A 15,529-nucleotide genomic window follows, 5' to 3' on the forward strand; every position below is an offset into this window, starting at 1 on the left:
TGGCGGAGTGGACGGGACTCGAACCCGCGACCCCCGGCGTGACAGGCCGGTATTCTAACCAACTGAACTACCACTCCGCTGTGCCATCTCGTCTGATGCGGCGCAGATAATACGGTTCTGCCTAAAGTGAGTCAACAAAGTTTTTCAGATTTCTGTAAAATTTGGTTCAAGCGCCTGACTTTTAGGCAATTGGCTGTTTATTCAAGCGATTTGACTCTACATTCAGGCTAATTTCGCTGTTGTGCTACCCACTTGCTTGCGCAAATAGCAGTGCCAACTTAGCAAGGTCTAGGCTCAGCAACCTACCTCCCAAAGCGCGTTTGCTGCTTTATCAACCACATAAGCCCTTTGAGCCAGCAAGCCCTGCTTAAGAAGTGCGCACCGCCATTAAACGTGCAGTCAACTTAACCACTGTCGCCGGAACCAATACCGCGAAAGTAGCCTTGGCGAGCATGCTCACCAACATCGGCTGCAGCCCCTCATTGCCCATAACCCGCTCGAACGGCACGCTGAACAGCAGCCACCATAACATGGGAGTAAACAGGCACATGCTTAGCCTGAGCAATACGGGGGAATAAAGGGGGGAGAGCTCACGTAACACTTGGCGCGTAATCAACACACACAAGCACACCGCCACCACCGCAGAGAGCGACAGTGACAGATACATTAAGTATTCCATCTGATTTACCGTTTATATCTTTATTATTTGAATATATCCAAACAACCCCAAGATGCAGGATTAAGAGGTTGCTTGGATATAAAGATATTGCTTGCAGGGAAGAAAAGCTACTACTGACTACTAATAGCGATGCACATGAAAGGAGAGCCACTCCTTTTGACTTCCTCTATCGCCCTGTGGCATTGAACTCTGCTTAATCGCGCGCATAAGGAAGTTCAGCTATAGCGGCGTGCTTAACGTTGGTAAATAGCCAATAAAAAAGCCCTAAGGGTATGCTTAGGGCTTTAAAGTCAGTCAGCGAAGTTAGGCACTGGCGTTAATCAACTTCTTCAACTCACGCATCGGCGTAGGCTCATCATCAAAGAAGTTCTGCATCCGCAGCAAGGTGAGTCCATCGTAGCCAGGTGATTGGTTAAGCGCCCGAGCCATTTGCGCCCAGCCCTGCGGGTTATAGAGCTCGCCCGCCAAGGCATTCTCACCCATCAGTGACACTTGGCACTCACTGGCCGCTTGCGCCATCCAATCTACTAAGTCGGCGGCCCGCGAATAGCCTTCGTAGTCTTTGTTGATCATCTCAAGACAGGTGAAGTGCACCGCCATGCGGCTACTCTCCGCCTCCGGCAGCAATCCATTGAGTAGGTTTAGGTACTCGTTCTGGTTGCTGCTGTTCAAGCATGGATGCACCGCAATCAGTCCAGCTGTCACCTCGGCGGCCCGTGGTTGCTCGGGAGAGCTGACCACCCAATGGATCCCCGGGATCTTGACCCCAATCGCCACCGCGCTCATCGCTTCGTCGTTGAACACATCCAACGCAAGCTTATAGATGCGGCGGCCGTGGCCCACCAGCGCATGGTGATACCAGTTAAGGAACTCCCTCGCCCAGGCATTATGAATGTAACGCTTATGGGAGAAGATCCATTCGGCATCGGGCATCACCGCCTGCTCAAAGCGCTCGTGGGTGAAGCCGAAGTGGCCGTTAAGCTCACCGATGGTGTGAAAGCTGCGCTTAAGGTGATTCACCCAATCGCGCTTGGCCAGCTCGCTGTAGCACTGCAGGGTGCCGCGGTTGGGATAGTTACCCCAATCGTGGGCGTTGTAGCTCGGGTAGCGCAGCTCCCCAGCAGGCCCCAGGCTGACGTTGATTTCATCCATCATGCCCGCGTGGTTAGCGTAGTGCTGCTTAAAGGCTTCCATAAAGCGCTGGTAGTAGGGCAACACATAGTCATCGGCCCATAGCGATACGTACTCCATCGAGGCATCGCCGGTCTCCGATACATACTGCAGATCCTGTACCCGACTTAGCTCGTCGTGGCTCTCTAGCAAGCGCCCCCATAGCCATAGTGGGATCGCCTGCATGTAGTCGTCATTGACGTTGCCACCGGCCTGATGGAAGGAAAGGATAGGCACCCAGTGCATGCCTTGACGCGCCAGCACCTCAACCACCCGGTCGTAATAGCTCCAATCGAAGCGGCCCGGCTTTTCGCCTTCCACCAGTCCCCACCAGATATCGGTAGAGATGGCCGTCACCCCGGTGCGGCGTAGCTCTTTCAGCTCGGCCTCAAATTCAATCCAGTTCTCTTCTTCCAGCAGCTGCTTTTGGTTGGCAACCTTTAAGTGCAATGGCCCCATCACCCTAAACTGCTTACCGCCTAAAGACTTGCTCTGGCTTTGCTGGTACTTGAACTTGTTGAGCTGCTGTAGGCGACTTTTTACCACCGCCTGCTGACCCAACTGGGCTAAGTCATTAAACACCCAGCCGCTGAACTCCTGATGCTGAATCACCGCATGATAGAGCTGATCCCAAGCCGGATGGTTGGCCAGCGATTGCGGGCGACTGTTTTGCGCCAAACAATCCAACTTGAGCTGGCTCACCGCCGCTAACAGCAAGGGCTTGGCACGAAGCACCTGAGATGACTCCAGGCCATTAATGATCACCTGCATACGCTGGCTACTGGCTTGCTGCCAGCTTTCAAGCTGCTGGGCCTGATAGGCCACTTGCAGCTCATGGCCCTCGGCATAGTGGGGATTCAAGCCGCTCATCACGTTTTGCAGTGCCTGCCCGCCATGCATCTTCTCGATAGACGGCAGCAGCAGCGCCAACTTGCTCTCTTGCCACGGGCCGTTGAACACCTTGTTGGCGGTGGTTAGCATCTCAGCGATATAGGCCTGCCACTGCACGCAGTACCAGCTTGCCACATCGCTCAGCCAACGCGGCTGTTCACCATTAGCATCGAGCGTCATCACTCGGCGCTGTAGGCTTGCTTGCCAGTTCTCCTCGGGCTCTAATTGCCAGGCCGCGTGCCAGTCTTGGCGCTGTTGGTATTTTTCCAACATGGCAGCCTCAAGACTTGCCAGGGCCGCAGGCGCAAAGCAGAACAGGCGGAACTGCTCGGATTTATAGGGCAGGCAAGCCTCCCCTCTCTCGCCTAATCCCAACAGCATGGTCTGGCTGGCCGGAGCAAACTCTGCCAGTTGCTCGACGAAGGCCTGCATCCAGCCGCCAAATAGCTCAACCATCTGGCTGCGGCACCATACGCCCGGCACGGTGGAGGTATCTACACCCCGCTGGTCGATAAGCTTGCTACTGCCAAGGCCTGCCTCCGGCGGCGTCTTTTGCTTGATGTGGCCCCAAAACCAATCCGGCAAGGCCTGCTCATCGAAGGCCGCGCCAAACTGCAGTTGGAACTGCAACTTAAATCCGTGTTTTTGCAAGCGTTGGCAAAGCGCTTTTACGCCTTGCCAAGAAGCCTCTTGTTTGATTTGCTCTGGAGCCAGCGGCGCAATGCGACGCCAATGAATAGGGATGAGTACAGCATCTACGCCACTTTGGCGTAGCTTTCTTAAACTGGGTGCCAATGCATCCAATTGTTCCGTCAATGTAACAGGACAAGGGGTAGCGACAAGCTCAGCCATTGTTTGGCAACCCGTAACCCAAGCGGTACGTGCTTTCATTACCGTTCCTCTAGATGAAGTTGCTGCTAGTTAGCCGAATTAACCTAGGACTCGACAAGTTTGCAAAGCATTTCAGCTGGTAAAAACGTGAGGTAAATCACACTGATATTTAGCAAAGGTTAGTTCCTGCCCAATGGTTTCGCCATATTGTGGGTACGCGACACGCCCTCAACTGACAAACTCTTCATTACGATTCACGGAGTTATGCACACCTCAAGGGTTTAGCAAATATTAGCGAAACAGAATATGCAAAGATGGGGATTTATGACAACAGTGTTACGAATAATTAACCCGCCCTATTCACATACTCACACCACTTGGCTAACAGGCGATGCTAACTGACGTGATCAGCCTCCATAAATGAAAGAAAGTTACCTAAGTAAATGATCCATCAATAACGAAGGAAAAATTTCTTTCCCTTTCATTAGCTTAGCACGTAGTTTAATGACCAAAGGATCGCGGGATCCGCGCCAGTTGGGGCTCGCCACAGATCATCGCAGTGGGGGGATTGATGGCGCGAAGGGAACTAAGTTAGCAAGGGTAGGTGTCAATACAATTACAGGTAAAACCGATAAAAAAGAATTTTTTACTAATTTTTGGTGACTATATTGACGGCAAAACCACCATTTTCCCAAGCCGCACAGTTGCTCGTCTTCAGAGTTTTATCCACAGGTTTGTGCACTGTTTTTGTGGGAAACTTCCCCTACGGTGGATAGCCAATTGGCAGAGGATCCTTCGGCGGCATAATGGTTATCGCCGGGAATGCACTAAATGAGAGATTTAACACAAAACTTCATTGAGTTAGCCCCCGCTAACTTTCGAAATTGTAAGAAAAAAAACAGGAGGTTAATAAACTCTCCTGTTCTCTTAAATCATTTTACAGCCGGCTTTTAGCAACACTATCCCAACATCTTCTGGATGGTATTGGCCAAGGCCTCAAACTTGTGTCGGCGGCTATCACCCAATAGCTTGATACTGGCCTCTCGGGCGGCATCCACATCGCCTTCCACAATGGCATCACACACCTCGCGGTGAAAGGCGATATTAGCGTTCCCTAAATTGGAAGAGTGCTTGGGGAAGGTGGTAAACATGGTACGCAGTACGTTGGCGAAGGGGATGAAAAAGTGGTTGCCGGTGGCCAGGAAGATCTGACGGTGGAACTCCATATCGGTTTCCAGCCAATCAACGCTAGGGTCGCCATTAACCAATGCTTCCATGCGCTCCATGGTTTCGCATAGCTGCTGCTTTTGCTCCGGGGTGCCATTCTGCGCAGCCAAGATGGCCGCTTCAGGCTCGATACTGCGACGCAACGCTAAGAAGTCGTGATACACCTGGGTGGCATTACTCAGGCCGTTCATCCATTCGAGCAGTTGAACATCCAGAAAATTCCAATGCTCGCGCGCACGTACCCGGGTGCCAATTTTGGGGCGTGACTCCAACAAGCCCTTGGCATTGAGTAGCTTAATCGCTTCTCGAAGGGCGGTTCGGCTGACTTTATACCGCTCGCACAACTCCATCTCACCGGGGATAATCCGCCCCACCGACCACTTGCCGGAGAGGATCTTGCGTGCCACATCTTTGGCGACAAATAGGTGAACACTGCGTTTGCGAGAGGTGTTAGTCTTTGTTTCTTCTGCCATTACCATCAAAAAGCCAGCTAATACTAGTTCCGGATTTTACCCCTGAGAGCGACACTCAGGAAGTCTTTTATTTTACCGCGCTGCGATGCACCATAGAGTGATAGCAGATACAAACCTAAGTCCAGTATAAAACAGATGCTCAGCCTCCCCAGTCCAGTCAGCTCGTTCGAGTGGCAACACCGGCGCTTCTATATCAAACGCGATGAGCTGATCCATCCGCATTTCTCTGGCAACAAAGCCCGTAAGTTTATGCAGCTGCTAGCAGAGCCAGCATCCCGATATCAAGGCTTAGTCGGCTTTGGCTCGGCCCTGGCAAACTCGCTGTATAGCCTGGCCGCGTTGTGCCACCTCAAGGGCTGGCGATTGGACTACTACGTTGACCATATCGCCAGTTACCTCAAACAGCAACCAAGCGGTAACTATGCAGCAGCGCTGGAGCTGGGCGCGAACATCATTGAGTGTGGCGCAGCGCGCCGAGCCAATGGCCTAACCATGCAAGATTACCTGCAACAAACGCTCTCACTTGTCGAAGGCCAACTGCTAATTCCCGAAGGGGGTCGCTGTAGCCTAGCCAAGCCCGGCGTAGTGCAACTAGCCGAAGAAATAGACAACTGGCGTAACGATGAAGGCTTTGAACAGCTGATTGTGATGCTCCCCAGCGGCACCGGTACCACGGCGGTCTACCTGGCTCAGCACTTTGCCCTGCATTGCCCGGGGATTCAGGTGTGGACCTGTGCCTGTGTCGGTGGCAGCGACTATCTAAAACAGCAGTTCACAGAGCTGGTGAGCAATCCACAGCAGCACCCAAGGATGTTGCCGTTGGCCAAGCCCCATCATTTCGGCAAGCTATATCCCGAGCAATACCGCTTGTGGCAGTTGTTGCTGGCAGAGACTGGCATCGAGTTTGATTTGCTCTACGATCCGCTGGGTTGGCAATGCCTGCTGGCTGCGCTTGAGCAACAACCGGTAAGCACTCCGATACTGTATCTTCATCAAGGAGGATTGGCGGGTAACCCAAGCATGCAGGCGCGCTACCAGCGCAAGCTTGCTCGAATTAAGCACTAGCTCATAGGGGCCGCACACTAGTGCCAGTCTTCCCCGTACGGGTAGTGATGGTACTGGCTGCTGCTAAGAGCCTGCCGATACTGCTTAGTTGGCTGCGCCAGACACTGGGTGCCGGTAAACTCGGGCTCACTCCAGTCATCGCCCCCCAGATACTCCCGCACGTAGCCCCAGCTACCACAGCCGACGATGCTGTCGATATCGCCGCGGCGCTGGCAGACCACACAGGTTTCAAACTGCACCCAGATATCTTCACCGCTTACGCCGTAGGCATCGGTAACATAAGGCGTATCGTAAATCCCCACAGTGGAGATCCGCTCTACCCTACCTTGCCAAGGCTTATCGCGATCATCTTGTGGAGTGAGGTGGGTGCCCCGGCCATGTTCCAGGTTGGCGCTGTCGTAGAAGGGTTCACGGGCATTCGCGGGTGCATCGATTTGGCTGGCGGTTTCGCCCTTGCTCAGGGTGCGGTTGGTATTGCGGACTTGTAGCATTCGGTACTGGTCGCACTGGGCGATGTTATCCAGATCCAACTCCCCCGCCCGATTAGCAAACAGGTGAATCTCCAAGCCCACCCCTGTGGCATTATCCCGCGCGGTGTAGGAGGCTTCATAGCGGCTGCTGTGATACCAGGGCTGCGAGAACACCAGCACACCGATGGCCGTACGCTCATAGCTGACCGGGCATACCTTATTGACCAGCAGCTCCTCGGCATTGGCCACGTAGGCCAGACTCAAGCCACACGCAATTGCTCCAAACCAGTACTGCATGGGCAGCCCTCCTGTCGCACACTGTTCACTAAAGTGTAGTCAGAAGTTCGCTCTCGCCCGCTACTGCTGCTTACCGGCTGTATGGCTTTAGCAACACACCTTAGTGTATCGCCTTGAAGTCTCGGGATAAAAAAACACCGGCGAGTGCCGGTGTGTTCGATGTTGTAAGATTTACTTGCTGAGTAGCTCGCGCATCCGCTGCTGCACCACATCCACCAGCAGATCCGGCTGGAACTTGGAGATAAAGCGATCACAGCCCACCTTTTTCACCATCGCTTCGTTAAAGCTGCCGCTTAGCGAGGTATTAAGGGTAATAAACATCTTGGACAAGCGAGGGTCGTCGCGGATCTCTGCGGTCAGGCGATAGCCATCCATCTCTGGCATCTCAGCATCGGTGATCATCAGCAGCAGCTCTTGGTCGATATCCTTGCCCTCGTCCGCCACCTGCTTGAGGAAATCCAGGGCCTGTCGGCCGTTTTCCGCCTCGATAAACTCCATCCCCAGTTGGCCAAGGGTTGCTTTGACCTGCTGGCGGGCGGTGGATGAGTCGTCCACCACCAACACCTTTTTGCCGTTAAGGTGCGTGGCAACATCGTGATCGAGCACTTCTTCTGAGATGGTGGCATCGTAGTCGACGATCTCGGCAAGCACCTTCTCCACGTCGATGATCTCAACCAACTGCTCGCCATCGCCATCTGTAATCTTGGTGATCGCAGTGAGGTAGTTACCACGGCCAGCGGTATTCGGGGGCGGCAGCACGTCTTTCCAGGAGGTGTTCACGATATGCGCCACCTCGCCCACCCAGAACCCCTGCACGGTGCGGTTGTACTCGGTAATGATCAGATTGGCAGAGTCGACGTCTTGCTTACCGGGCATGCCAATCGCTGCGCGCAGGTCGATAACCGGGATCGACATGCCACGCAAAGTGGCCACACCGGTGATGCTGCTGTGGGAACCTGGCAGCCGATTAAGCTTGGGAAGCTTCACTACTTCCTTCACTTTGAACACGTTGATAGCAAACAGCTGACGAGAATTCAGCTTAAAAATCAACAACTCTAAGCGGTTCTCACCAACCAGGTTGGTACGCTGGTCAACCGAGTCCAACATCCCTGACATAATCGTTTCTCAGTGGCTAAAGCTAAAGGCTAAGTCTAACACTCATAAAGGAAAACCCGCAAAGCGCCGGAGCAATTGGAAGGCTAGATTTAGACCGACTTCTCGGTATAATCCCCGCGTTTTAGATATTTCGCGGAGAGTAAAGGGTGAGCAACGACAAAGGCTATGCCTGTATTGGCCTGATTAACCCCAAAAATGCCGACAATGTAGGCTCGGTGATGCGCGCAGCCGGCTGCTACGGCGCTAACTCGGTGTTCTACACTGGCCGCCGTTACGGCTATGCCCGCGAATTTGCCACCGATACCAAGAACGCCAGCCACAACCTGCCGTTAATCGGTGTCGAGGACCTCAAGCAGGTCATCCCCCTCGACTGCACCCCCGTAGCTGTGGAGCTGGTCGATGATGCCCAGCCTCTCACCGACTACAAACACCCGGAGCGTGCCTTTTATATCTTCGGCCCCGAAGATGGCTCGGTGCCGAAAGAGGTGCTGAAGTGGTGCCAAGAAGTGGTCTACATCCCCACCAAGGGCTGCATGAACCTCGCGGCCACCGCCAATGTGGTGTTGTACGATCGCATGCTAAAGGGCACTGTGCACGGCAAGCCTTGGGGGCTGAAGCAAGACCAGCAAGAGCAGCCCGACGCGGACAGCAAGCAGGACTAGTGGCGTTTCACCACGTGGATCGCACCTTCAGCTTTTAACGCGGTTATAAATTCACTATCGAAGTAAATGGGCTCCTCACTGTAGTAGCTATCGCTGAGCGCCTTTTTACTGTCGATGTCTTCCACCACCCCTTCCGCTTTGTTGTACACCATCTCACTAATCTGCAACGCCAGCTGATCACCTTCGATGGCCGTCACCCGCATCGCGCCGTATTGGTAGTCTGGGTCGACGTCATAGAACACCTTATCGAAGTCAACGACATAGATATCGTTAACCGCAGGCGCTGCGATATAGCTGTCGGTATTTCGATCTTCAATGGCGACACCCACCGTCGACACACCAATCACCGCAGCAATCAACAGCAGCCCCGTGAACATCGGTAAGACATTGCGCTTGGTAAAACAACCCGCACGCACCTTTTGCGCCAACTCCATGGGCAGCTCTTTGGCGCTCATGGTCCGTTTACAGTGGCTGCATTCAAGGAGTACATCCCGGCCAATCAGGAACATTGGGATCCAATAGATGTGAAAGTAGCGCAGCACACCGAAAGAAATAAACTGGCTGGTGTTGCAGTGCGGGCAGACCGGGCCTTGCACCATTTGCTCGTTGCAGGTTTTCGAGCGGGTTCCCCAAACAATCATCTCATCTCCCTATGAGTTTTTATTGATGTTTGAGCACTAGGTTTACATAGGTATCTGGGTGAAGAATATGTTTAAGATCAAAGCGATAAACGATGTAATGACTGGATAGTGAGTTTTGCAATCTGGTGAGCAGTTTGACGGCGGGCAAACGCCCACCGTCTTTGACAAAAGGCCTAGTCGACGCTTACCCCGCTGTAAGGGATCCCGGCAAGCTTAGCTAAGTCGCGATGCCAAGTGGCGATATCGGCCAACTCAAACTGGCTGAGTGAGTCATGGCCACAAGCCCGCGCCATTACCTGCATCAACTGCACCGACGATTGCAGGTAGCGCTGTAGGTTGGCCGCTGCCACATCCACATCCAGCAACTTGCGTAATTCGGGGTCTTGGGTGGCAATGCCCGAGGGGCACTGGTTGCTGTTACACATCCGCGCCGCCACACAGCCAATCGCCTGCATCGCCGAGTTCGCCAACGCCACACCATCAGCTCCCAGCGCTAAGGCTTTAACAAAGTCCATGGGCATACGCAGCCCACCGGTCACTATCAGCGTCACCTTACCGCTGGCGCCCTGCTGGTCCAAATAGCGGCGGGCCCGCGCTAAGGCTGGTATGGTGGGCACGCTGATATGGTCGCGGAAGATCTCCGGCGCAGCGCCGGTACCGCCGCCGCGACCATCGAGGATGATGTAATCGGCCCCGGCATCAAGGGCAAACTGTACATCGGCTTCAATGCGGTTGGCACTGAGCTTAAAGCCCACCGGAATGCCGCCGGTAATCTCTCTGACCCGCCCGGCAAAGCGCTCGAAGTCCTTCACGCTGTGCAAATCGGTAAAGGTGGCGGGGGAGATGGCGGCCTCACCGACATTCAGGCCCCGCGTCTTAGCGATCTTCTCGGTCACCTTGTTGCCCGGTAGATGGCCGCCGGTACCGGTTTTCGCCGCTTGCCCACCTTTAAAGTGAAAGGCTTGAACCTGTTTAAGTAGCGTTTCTTGATAACCAAACTGGGCACTGGCTAGCTCATAGAAGTAACGCGAATTGGCCGCCTGCTCTTCTGCCAACATGCCGCCCTCACCCGAGCAGATACCGGTCCCCGCCAGCTCCGCACCTTTTGCCATGGCGACCTTGGCCTCTTGGGACAGCGCGCCAAAGCTCATATCGGAGACAAACAGCGGGATGGCCAACTCCAGCGGCTTTTTCGCCTCGGGGCCGATGACCAAACGGGTGCCCACCTCGCTGCCATCTTGCAGCGGTTTGGTAGCGAGCTGGGCCACCATCACCTGGATATCGTTCCAATCGGGCAGCTGGCTGCGTGGCACCCCCATCGACACCATCGCACCATGCTTGGAGTTCAGTCCCTGCTTCGCCAACTGGTGAATCGCCGCCACAGTGGGCTCTTCTGGAGTGGCCTGCACCGCCGGGCCGGTCACGCTGGCTTTGTCAGGCTCATGCACAGAAGCGGGCTCTGGCTCAGGGGCCTTGCCCACCATATCTGCACTAAACTGCTTGTGGCTGCCATCGCAGTAGGGCTGGTTGCCACTTTGCTTACAGGCGCATAGATAGGCTTCACCATCGGCTTTTGCGGTAAAGGCCTGCGGCGTGATGCCCGAGCCGGCATGGGAGCCATCGCAAAATGGCTGTTTCTTGGAGAGGCCACAGCGACAGAAGTAGTACTCCTTGCCCGCTTCCAGTTCTACCCCTACCGGTTTGTTATCTGCAATAATCGGTGTAGCCATAGATCCCCCAAGTGTGGTTGGAAAGTTGGGTCGAGAACGACTCTGTATAAAGATGGAAGGCAATCGTCAAAACTACAATCCGTGTGGTTGATTAGATCAGTCAAAGGGAAGGGAAACCATGAAACGAGTCATCGCACTGCTAAGCCTTAGCCTGCTGGCACCCGCCAGCATGGCCCAGCAACAAGCTGACCAGCACGCACCGGAGCTGGCCAGTGCACTGCAAGACAAAACCACCGCGACCGCCAAACAATTTATGGTGTCTGCCGCCAACCCCTTAGCGGTGGAGGCGGGCTATCAGATCCTCAAACAAGGCGGTAACGCGGTCGATGCCATGGTGGCGGTGCAGGCCATGCTGGGGCTGGTTGAGCCCCAATCTTCAGGCATTGGAGGCGGCGCCTTTGTGCTCTATTTCGACGCCGAAAACAATCAGCTACTAAGCTTTGATGCCCGTGAAACCGCCCCACTGAAGGCCAGTGAGTCACTGTTTCTCGATGAGCAACAGCAGCCGCTAGCGTTCTTCGATGCAGTGGTCGGCGGCCGCTCGGTCGGCACGCCCGGCGTGGTCAAGCTGATGGAGGTGATGCACCAGCAATATGGCAGCTTACCCTGGCGGGCGCTGTTTAGCAGTGCCATCGAGCGCGCCGAGCAAGGCTTTGTAGTGAGCCCACGTCTGGCTACCTTGGTGGCAGGCGATCAGGCGCGCCTCTCCAGTCAACCCAGCAGCGCTGCCTACTTCTACCCTTCAGGGAAAGCCATCGCCGAAGGGGACCTACTCAAAAACCCAGACTACGCGACCAGCCTGAGTATGATTGCCGAGCAAGGCGCCAAGGTCTTTTATCAAGGCGCGATTGCCGAGCAGATCGTGGCAGCGGTGCAAGGTGCCGCTAAACCCGGCCAGCTAAGTCAGCAAGACCTGGCTGATTATCAGGTGAAGCAGCGGGAACCGGTCTGTGCGCCCTATCGCCAGTATCAGGTGTGTGGCATGGGCCCACCGAGTTCAGGTGGTATCACCAGCCTGCAGATCCTCGGGATCTTAAGTCACTTCCCACTGAACGAGCTGGGACCCGATGCCCTCGATAGCTGGCGCTTGTTCGCCGACGCCTCTCGGCTAGCCTTTGCCGACCGTGGCCGCTACATCGCCGACGAAGACTTTATCGAGGTGCCCACCAGCGCGCTATTAGACCCAAACTATCTAGCCGAACGCGCCAAGCTATTGGAGCAGCGCCAAGCCTTAGACAAGGCAGAGCCCGGCCAACTGGCGTTTAACTATCTATCGGCGGCTAGCCCCGAGCGCCCTTCCACCACCCATATCAGCATCGTCGATGTGCAGGGTAATGTGCTGAGCATGACCAGCAGTGTGGAGAGCGCCTTTGGCTCGCGCATTATGGCGGGCGGCTTTATCTTGAACAATCAGCTGACCGACTTCTCTTTCGTGCCAAGCAAAGGCGGCGAAGCGGTGGCCAACCGGGTTCAGCCGGGCAAGCGCCCTCGCTCCTCCATGGCCCCCACCATCGTGCTGGAGCAGCAGCAACCGATAATCGCCCTCGGATCCCCGGGTGGCTCGAGCATTATCGGCTACGTGACCCAAGCGCTGATTGCCCATCTCGATTGGGGGCTAAGCCTGCAACAAGCGGTGGATCTGCCACACTTTAACAATCGCTTTGGCACCTTTGAGTTGGAACAAGACACCGTGGCCGCCGAGCGAGTCGCTGAGCTGGAAACCCTCGGCTATGAGGTGAAAGTCAAGGCCATGACCTCCGGCCTGCAGGGGATCCGAATCTACAGCGATTACTTGGAAGGTGCGGCGGACCCTCGCCGGGAGGGGATTGCGTTGGGCGACTGAGCCCCTAGCCCCGAATCACTAGCCAGAAAAACAGGAAAAGCTTGGCACTGCCAAGCTTTCCGAAAATACCCGCTTATTCTGATTTAGCGGCTAGCGCCCTAGAAACGGTAGTCCAGATACAGACCTACTTGTTGGGTGTCTTCTAGTTTCACGCCGCGCTCATTGTAGTCCTGATCAAGGTAGCGATAGGCTAGCTCCACTGACACTTGCTCGGTAAAGCGATAGCCAGCACCTACCTGTCCGCCCCACACGAAATCGGTTGAGCTGTTACCGTATAGCTTTGAGTCGGATAGGCCCATCGTTGCACCACCGAAGACATAGATGTCTTGGTTTACTGGGTAGAGATAATCGTAAGAGGCCAAGAACATATGCTGCTCAAGCTTGGTGCCGTCGAACTTGTTCTCGGCATAACCGTAAGTACCGGTGAAACGGTGATTATCGTTGACAATCGCACCGCCGCGCAGTTGGTAGGTGGCATCTTCGCTGTCTTTCTTATAGTGGTCGCCTTTGATGGAGTCATTTTGGTAACCCACACCACCACCGACGAACCAATCTACCGATGCTGCTGCCGGGCCACTGATAAGCGCTGCCAGAGAAACAGCGATGAGCGATTTCTTAGTCACAGAATGCGTCTTCAACATAATAATTACCTCACTAAACACCTGAAATGAAAAGGGCATCCTGTGCCAATAGATGTCGTCCTGAACTCTCGGAAGGTTGTTGTTTACTCTCGCCTCCCGACTTGCTGTGCAGTGTATATAAGCTTGTTCGACTTGATTAGAGGGACAAAACAGATATCAAAGTCACGTTTTTTATGACAAACGTGCTAATGCTTAAGCAAAACGAACGGCGACGCTGGCGGAGTGTGTGCTCGGAAAAGCGAGGATAGGAAGGAAGGCTGGGGAAACGATACAAAAAAGGCGGCTCCCGCCGCCCTGGTGACCTCGTTTAGGCGTTGGCCTCATCGGCCTGATTAAACTCAATCACTTGTTGCTCCTGTTCTTCCGGCAGGGTTTGACCGAACAACTTACCACCCCGTTCGATACTCAGATCGTTGGTGTGGATAGTGCCGCTCACCTGGCCTTCGGCAAGGATGTCGATACGTTTTGCGAAGCAGTTACCCTCTAACTCGCCATTGACGATGATACGCTCAGCGCGAATATCGCCACTGACTCGACCATCTTTACTCACCACCAGAGAGCGTTCGCAGTGCAAGCGTCCTTCGATGATGCCGTCAATCTGGATATCGCAGCTTAGCTGGAACTCTCCGGAGATGTTGCAGCCTTTTGCGATGACAGTTGTAGATGAGGATGGAGCCTTTGCTCCAGTCTGTTTACCAAGAATTCCCATCGGATACCTTTTTCTTTTTCGAATATTGTTTCAAAGTTGTCTAAATCCCAATCCACAAAGGGACGAGGATCCAAGGCACGGCCTACAAAGCGCACCTCGTAATGTAAATGGGGCCCTGAGCTTAACCCGGTGTTACCCGAGCGCGCAATCAACTGGCCTTTTTTTACAAACTCACCTTGTTTCACATCAAAGCGATGCAGGTGGGAATACGATGAAGAAAACCCGAAGGCATGCTGGATCTTAAGGAAGTTGCCCGAGCCTTCCCGGCTTGGTCGCACCACCTCAACCACCCCATCAGCTGGGGCATAGACCTTGGTGCCGGTGTTGACTGCAAAATCCAGACCGCGATGCATGGTGCTGCGCCCGGTTACCGGGTGGACCCGGCGGCCGAAGCCCGACGAGATCCGTGCCCCTGTCACTGGTGCGCCACTGGGCAGTTCCTGGAGCATGGTGCGCCGCACCGCCGAGGTTAGCGTAGCCACATCCAGACGAGACTCCAGCTCTTGTGGCTCCTCGCTATCTACGTTGAGGATGCCTTCGATATCACGCAAGCGATCCGAAACGTTAGATAGGCGATTCTCACGCTCATCCAGATCAGACTCCAGGTCGAGCTTGAGCTGCTGCAGGGTCTTGAGCTCCTCACTCAAGGTCAGCGATTCGGTTTCCAGCTCCTGCTGGCGATGCTTGGCAAAGTCCACCTGACTGAGCAGGTAGTAGACACAAACGCCGGTGCTGAGGGCGACAAAGAAGACGGTCCACAACGCGCCGCGAATACTGCGCTGGGTTTTGGTGCCCAAATGGAAGTGATGAGAACCATGAACGGTTGATACTGAGACGGTAATTCGTTCTTTCATAATACTGCTTGAAGAAACCTGGCCCACCACTGCATGGCAGTGTAAGGCAAAAACGATAAAGCCAAGAACGTCACTTACCAGCGACTGAAGAGAGGAAAACTGACGCGAAGAAGGCACCAAGGGAGACTCATTATTGCGCGTAACATATTGTTTTAGTTTTACCTTTCCCTAAAAGGCAACGGCTATCTTGCAACAACTCGATGACAAGAGGAAGTCAGCCGACAGCAGAA

At 54.4% G+C, this 15,529-nt stretch carries 13 protein-coding genes and 1 tRNA gene; 3 read left to right on the forward strand and 11 right to left on the reverse strand.

From position 1 onward, the window contains the following. The 4 genes from G462_RS0120950 to G462_RS0120965 form a co-directional block, all read right to left on the reverse strand. Nucleotides 1–77: transfer RNA gene (locus G462_RS0120950), tRNA-Asp, on the reverse strand. Between the two features lie 290 nt (nucleotides 78–367). Then, entirely contained in the window at nucleotides 368–679 is a 312-nt protein-coding gene (locus tag G462_RS0120955) for a hypothetical protein (protein WP_157378708.1), read from the reverse strand. Nucleotides 680–982: 303 nt separating this feature from the next. Then, nucleotides 983–3,631 (reverse strand): family 14 glycosylhydrolase, encoded by a 2,649-nt coding sequence (locus tag G462_RS24120; RefSeq protein ID WP_084405178.1) that lies wholly within the window; start codon nucleotides 3,629–3,631, stop codon nucleotides 983–985. Between the two features lie 899 nt (nucleotides 3,632–4,530). Beyond that, nucleotides 4,531–5,271 (reverse strand): FadR/GntR family transcriptional regulator, encoded by a 741-nt coding sequence (locus G462_RS0120965; protein ID WP_026960705.1) that lies wholly within the window; start codon nucleotides 5,269–5,271, stop codon nucleotides 4,531–4,533. Between the two features lie 135 nt (nucleotides 5,272–5,406). On the opposite strand from G462_RS0120965, the gene G462_RS0120970 reads away from it, so the two are divergent. Continuing rightward, on the forward strand, nucleotides 5,407–6,336 hold the full coding sequence (locus tag G462_RS0120970) for a pyridoxal-phosphate dependent enzyme (RefSeq protein WP_026960706.1): 930 nt from the start codon (nucleotides 5,407–5,409) through the stop codon (nucleotides 6,334–6,336). Nucleotides 6,337–6,353: 17 nt separating this feature from the next. Here the strand turns inward: G462_RS0120970 and G462_RS0120975 are convergent, their stop codons facing one another. Together G462_RS0120975 and G462_RS0120980 are read right to left on the reverse strand one after the other, a co-directional pair. Next, nucleotides 6,354–7,103, reverse strand: a complete 750-nt coding sequence (locus tag G462_RS0120975) for a hypothetical protein (RefSeq protein ID WP_035478635.1) — start codon at nucleotides 7,101–7,103, stop codon at nucleotides 6,354–6,356. 171 nt (nucleotides 7,104–7,274) lie between these two features. Beyond that, nucleotides 7,275–8,219 carry a chemotaxis protein CheV gene (locus G462_RS0120980; RefSeq protein WP_026960708.1) on the reverse strand — a complete coding sequence of 315 codons (945 nt, stop codon included), beginning with the start codon at nucleotides 8,217–8,219 and terminating at the stop codon, nucleotides 7,275–7,277. A 146-nt stretch (nucleotides 8,220–8,365) separates the two neighbouring features. Between G462_RS0120980 and G462_RS23660 the strand changes: the two genes are divergently transcribed. Then, complete coding sequence (locus tag G462_RS23660; RefSeq protein WP_245579595.1) at nucleotides 8,366–8,881, forward strand: RNA methyltransferase; 516 nt, start codon at nucleotides 8,366–8,368, stop codon at nucleotides 8,879–8,881. Here the strand turns inward: G462_RS23660 and G462_RS0120990 are convergent. Next, nucleotides 8,878–9,522, reverse strand: coding sequence for a hypothetical protein (locus G462_RS0120990; RefSeq protein WP_026960709.1), 645 nt, complete (start codon nucleotides 9,520–9,522; stop codon nucleotides 8,878–8,880). The genes G462_RS23660 and G462_RS0120990 overlap by 4 nt on opposite strands. Before the next feature lie 173 nt (nucleotides 9,523–9,695). Continuing rightward, the gene (locus tag G462_RS0120995) at nucleotides 9,696–11,252 is read right to left on the reverse strand and encodes a glutamate synthase-related protein (protein ID WP_026960710.1); all 1,557 of its coding nucleotides are present in this window, start codon (nucleotides 11,250–11,252) and stop codon (nucleotides 9,696–9,698) included. 118 nt (nucleotides 11,253–11,370) lie between these two features. Here G462_RS0120995 and ggt point away from each other — a divergent pair, with 118 nt between their 5' ends. Continuing rightward, nucleotides 11,371–13,095, forward strand: a complete 1,725-nt coding sequence (gene ggt / locus G462_RS0121000; RefSeq protein WP_026960711.1) for a gamma-glutamyltransferase — start codon at nucleotides 11,371–11,373, stop codon at nucleotides 13,093–13,095. Between the two features lie 98 nt (nucleotides 13,096–13,193). Here ggt and G462_RS0121005 read toward each other — a convergent pair whose 3' ends face one another. The 3 genes from G462_RS0121005 to G462_RS0121015 all read right to left on the reverse strand — a co-directional run bounded on the left by G462_RS0121005 (nucleotide 13,194) and on the right by G462_RS0121015 (nucleotide 15,299). Then, the gene (locus G462_RS0121005) at nucleotides 13,194–13,736 is read right to left on the reverse strand and encodes a porin family protein (RefSeq protein WP_245579596.1); all 543 of its coding nucleotides are present in this window, start codon (nucleotides 13,734–13,736) and stop codon (nucleotides 13,194–13,196) included. Nucleotides 13,737–14,043: 307 nt separating this feature from the next. Continuing rightward, nucleotides 14,044–14,445, reverse strand: a complete 402-nt coding sequence (locus G462_RS0121010) for a bactofilin family protein (RefSeq protein WP_084405179.1) — start codon at nucleotides 14,443–14,445, stop codon at nucleotides 14,044–14,046. Further along, nucleotides 14,349–15,299: a M23 family metallopeptidase gene (locus tag G462_RS0121015; protein ID WP_026960714.1), complete on the reverse strand. Its 951-nt coding sequence runs from the start codon at nucleotides 15,297–15,299 to the stop codon at nucleotides 14,349–14,351. The genes G462_RS0121010 and G462_RS0121015 overlap by 97 nt, the downstream gene beginning before the upstream one ends. Nucleotides 15,300–15,529: the final 230 nt, after the last annotated feature.

This window comes from Aliagarivorans taiwanensis DSM 22990, from assembly GCF_000429505.1.
Classification (GTDB): Bacteria; Pseudomonadota; Gammaproteobacteria; order Enterobacterales; family Celerinatantimonadaceae; genus Aliagarivorans; species Aliagarivorans taiwanensis.

Coding starts and splice junctions, on each gene's coding strand:
- G462_RS0120955 (WP_157378708.1), bottom strand. CDS start 679: ATGGAATACTTAATGTATCTGTCACTGTCGCTCTCTGCGGTGGTGGCG.
- G462_RS24120 (WP_084405178.1), bottom strand. CDS start 3,631: ATGAAAGCACGTACCGCTTGGGTTACGGGTTGCCAAACAATGGCTGAG.
- G462_RS0120965 (WP_026960705.1), bottom strand. CDS start 5,271: ATGGCAGAAGAAACAAAGACTAACACCTCTCGCAAACGCAGTGTTCAC.
- G462_RS0120970 (WP_026960706.1), top strand. CDS start 5,407: ATGCTCAGCCTCCCCAGTCCAGTCAGCTCGTTCGAGTGGCAACACCGG.
- G462_RS0120975 (WP_035478635.1), bottom strand. CDS start 7,103: ATGCAGTACTGGTTTGGAGCAATTGCGTGTGGCTTGAGTCTGGCCTAC.
- G462_RS0120980 (WP_026960708.1), bottom strand. CDS start 8,219: ATGTCAGGGATGTTGGACTCGGTTGACCAGCGTACCAACCTGGTTGGT.
- G462_RS0120990 (WP_026960709.1), bottom strand. CDS start 9,522: ATGATTGTTTGGGGAACCCGCTCGAAAACCTGCAACGAGCAAATGGTG.
- G462_RS0120995 (WP_026960710.1), bottom strand. CDS start 11,252: ATGGCTACACCGATTATTGCAGATAACAAACCGGTAGGGGTAGAACTG.
- ggt (WP_026960711.1), top strand. CDS start 11,371: ATGAAACGAGTCATCGCACTGCTAAGCCTTAGCCTGCTGGCACCCGCC.
- G462_RS0121005 (WP_245579596.1), bottom strand. CDS start 13,736: ATGTTGAAGACGCATTCTGTGACTAAGAAATCGCTCATCGCTGTTTCT.
- G462_RS0121010 (WP_084405179.1), bottom strand. CDS start 14,445: ATGGGAATTCTTGGTAAACAGACTGGAGCAAAGGCTCCATCCTCATCT.
- G462_RS0121015 (WP_026960714.1), bottom strand. CDS start 15,299: ATGAAAGAACGAATTACCGTCTCAGTATCAACCGTTCATGGTTCTCAT.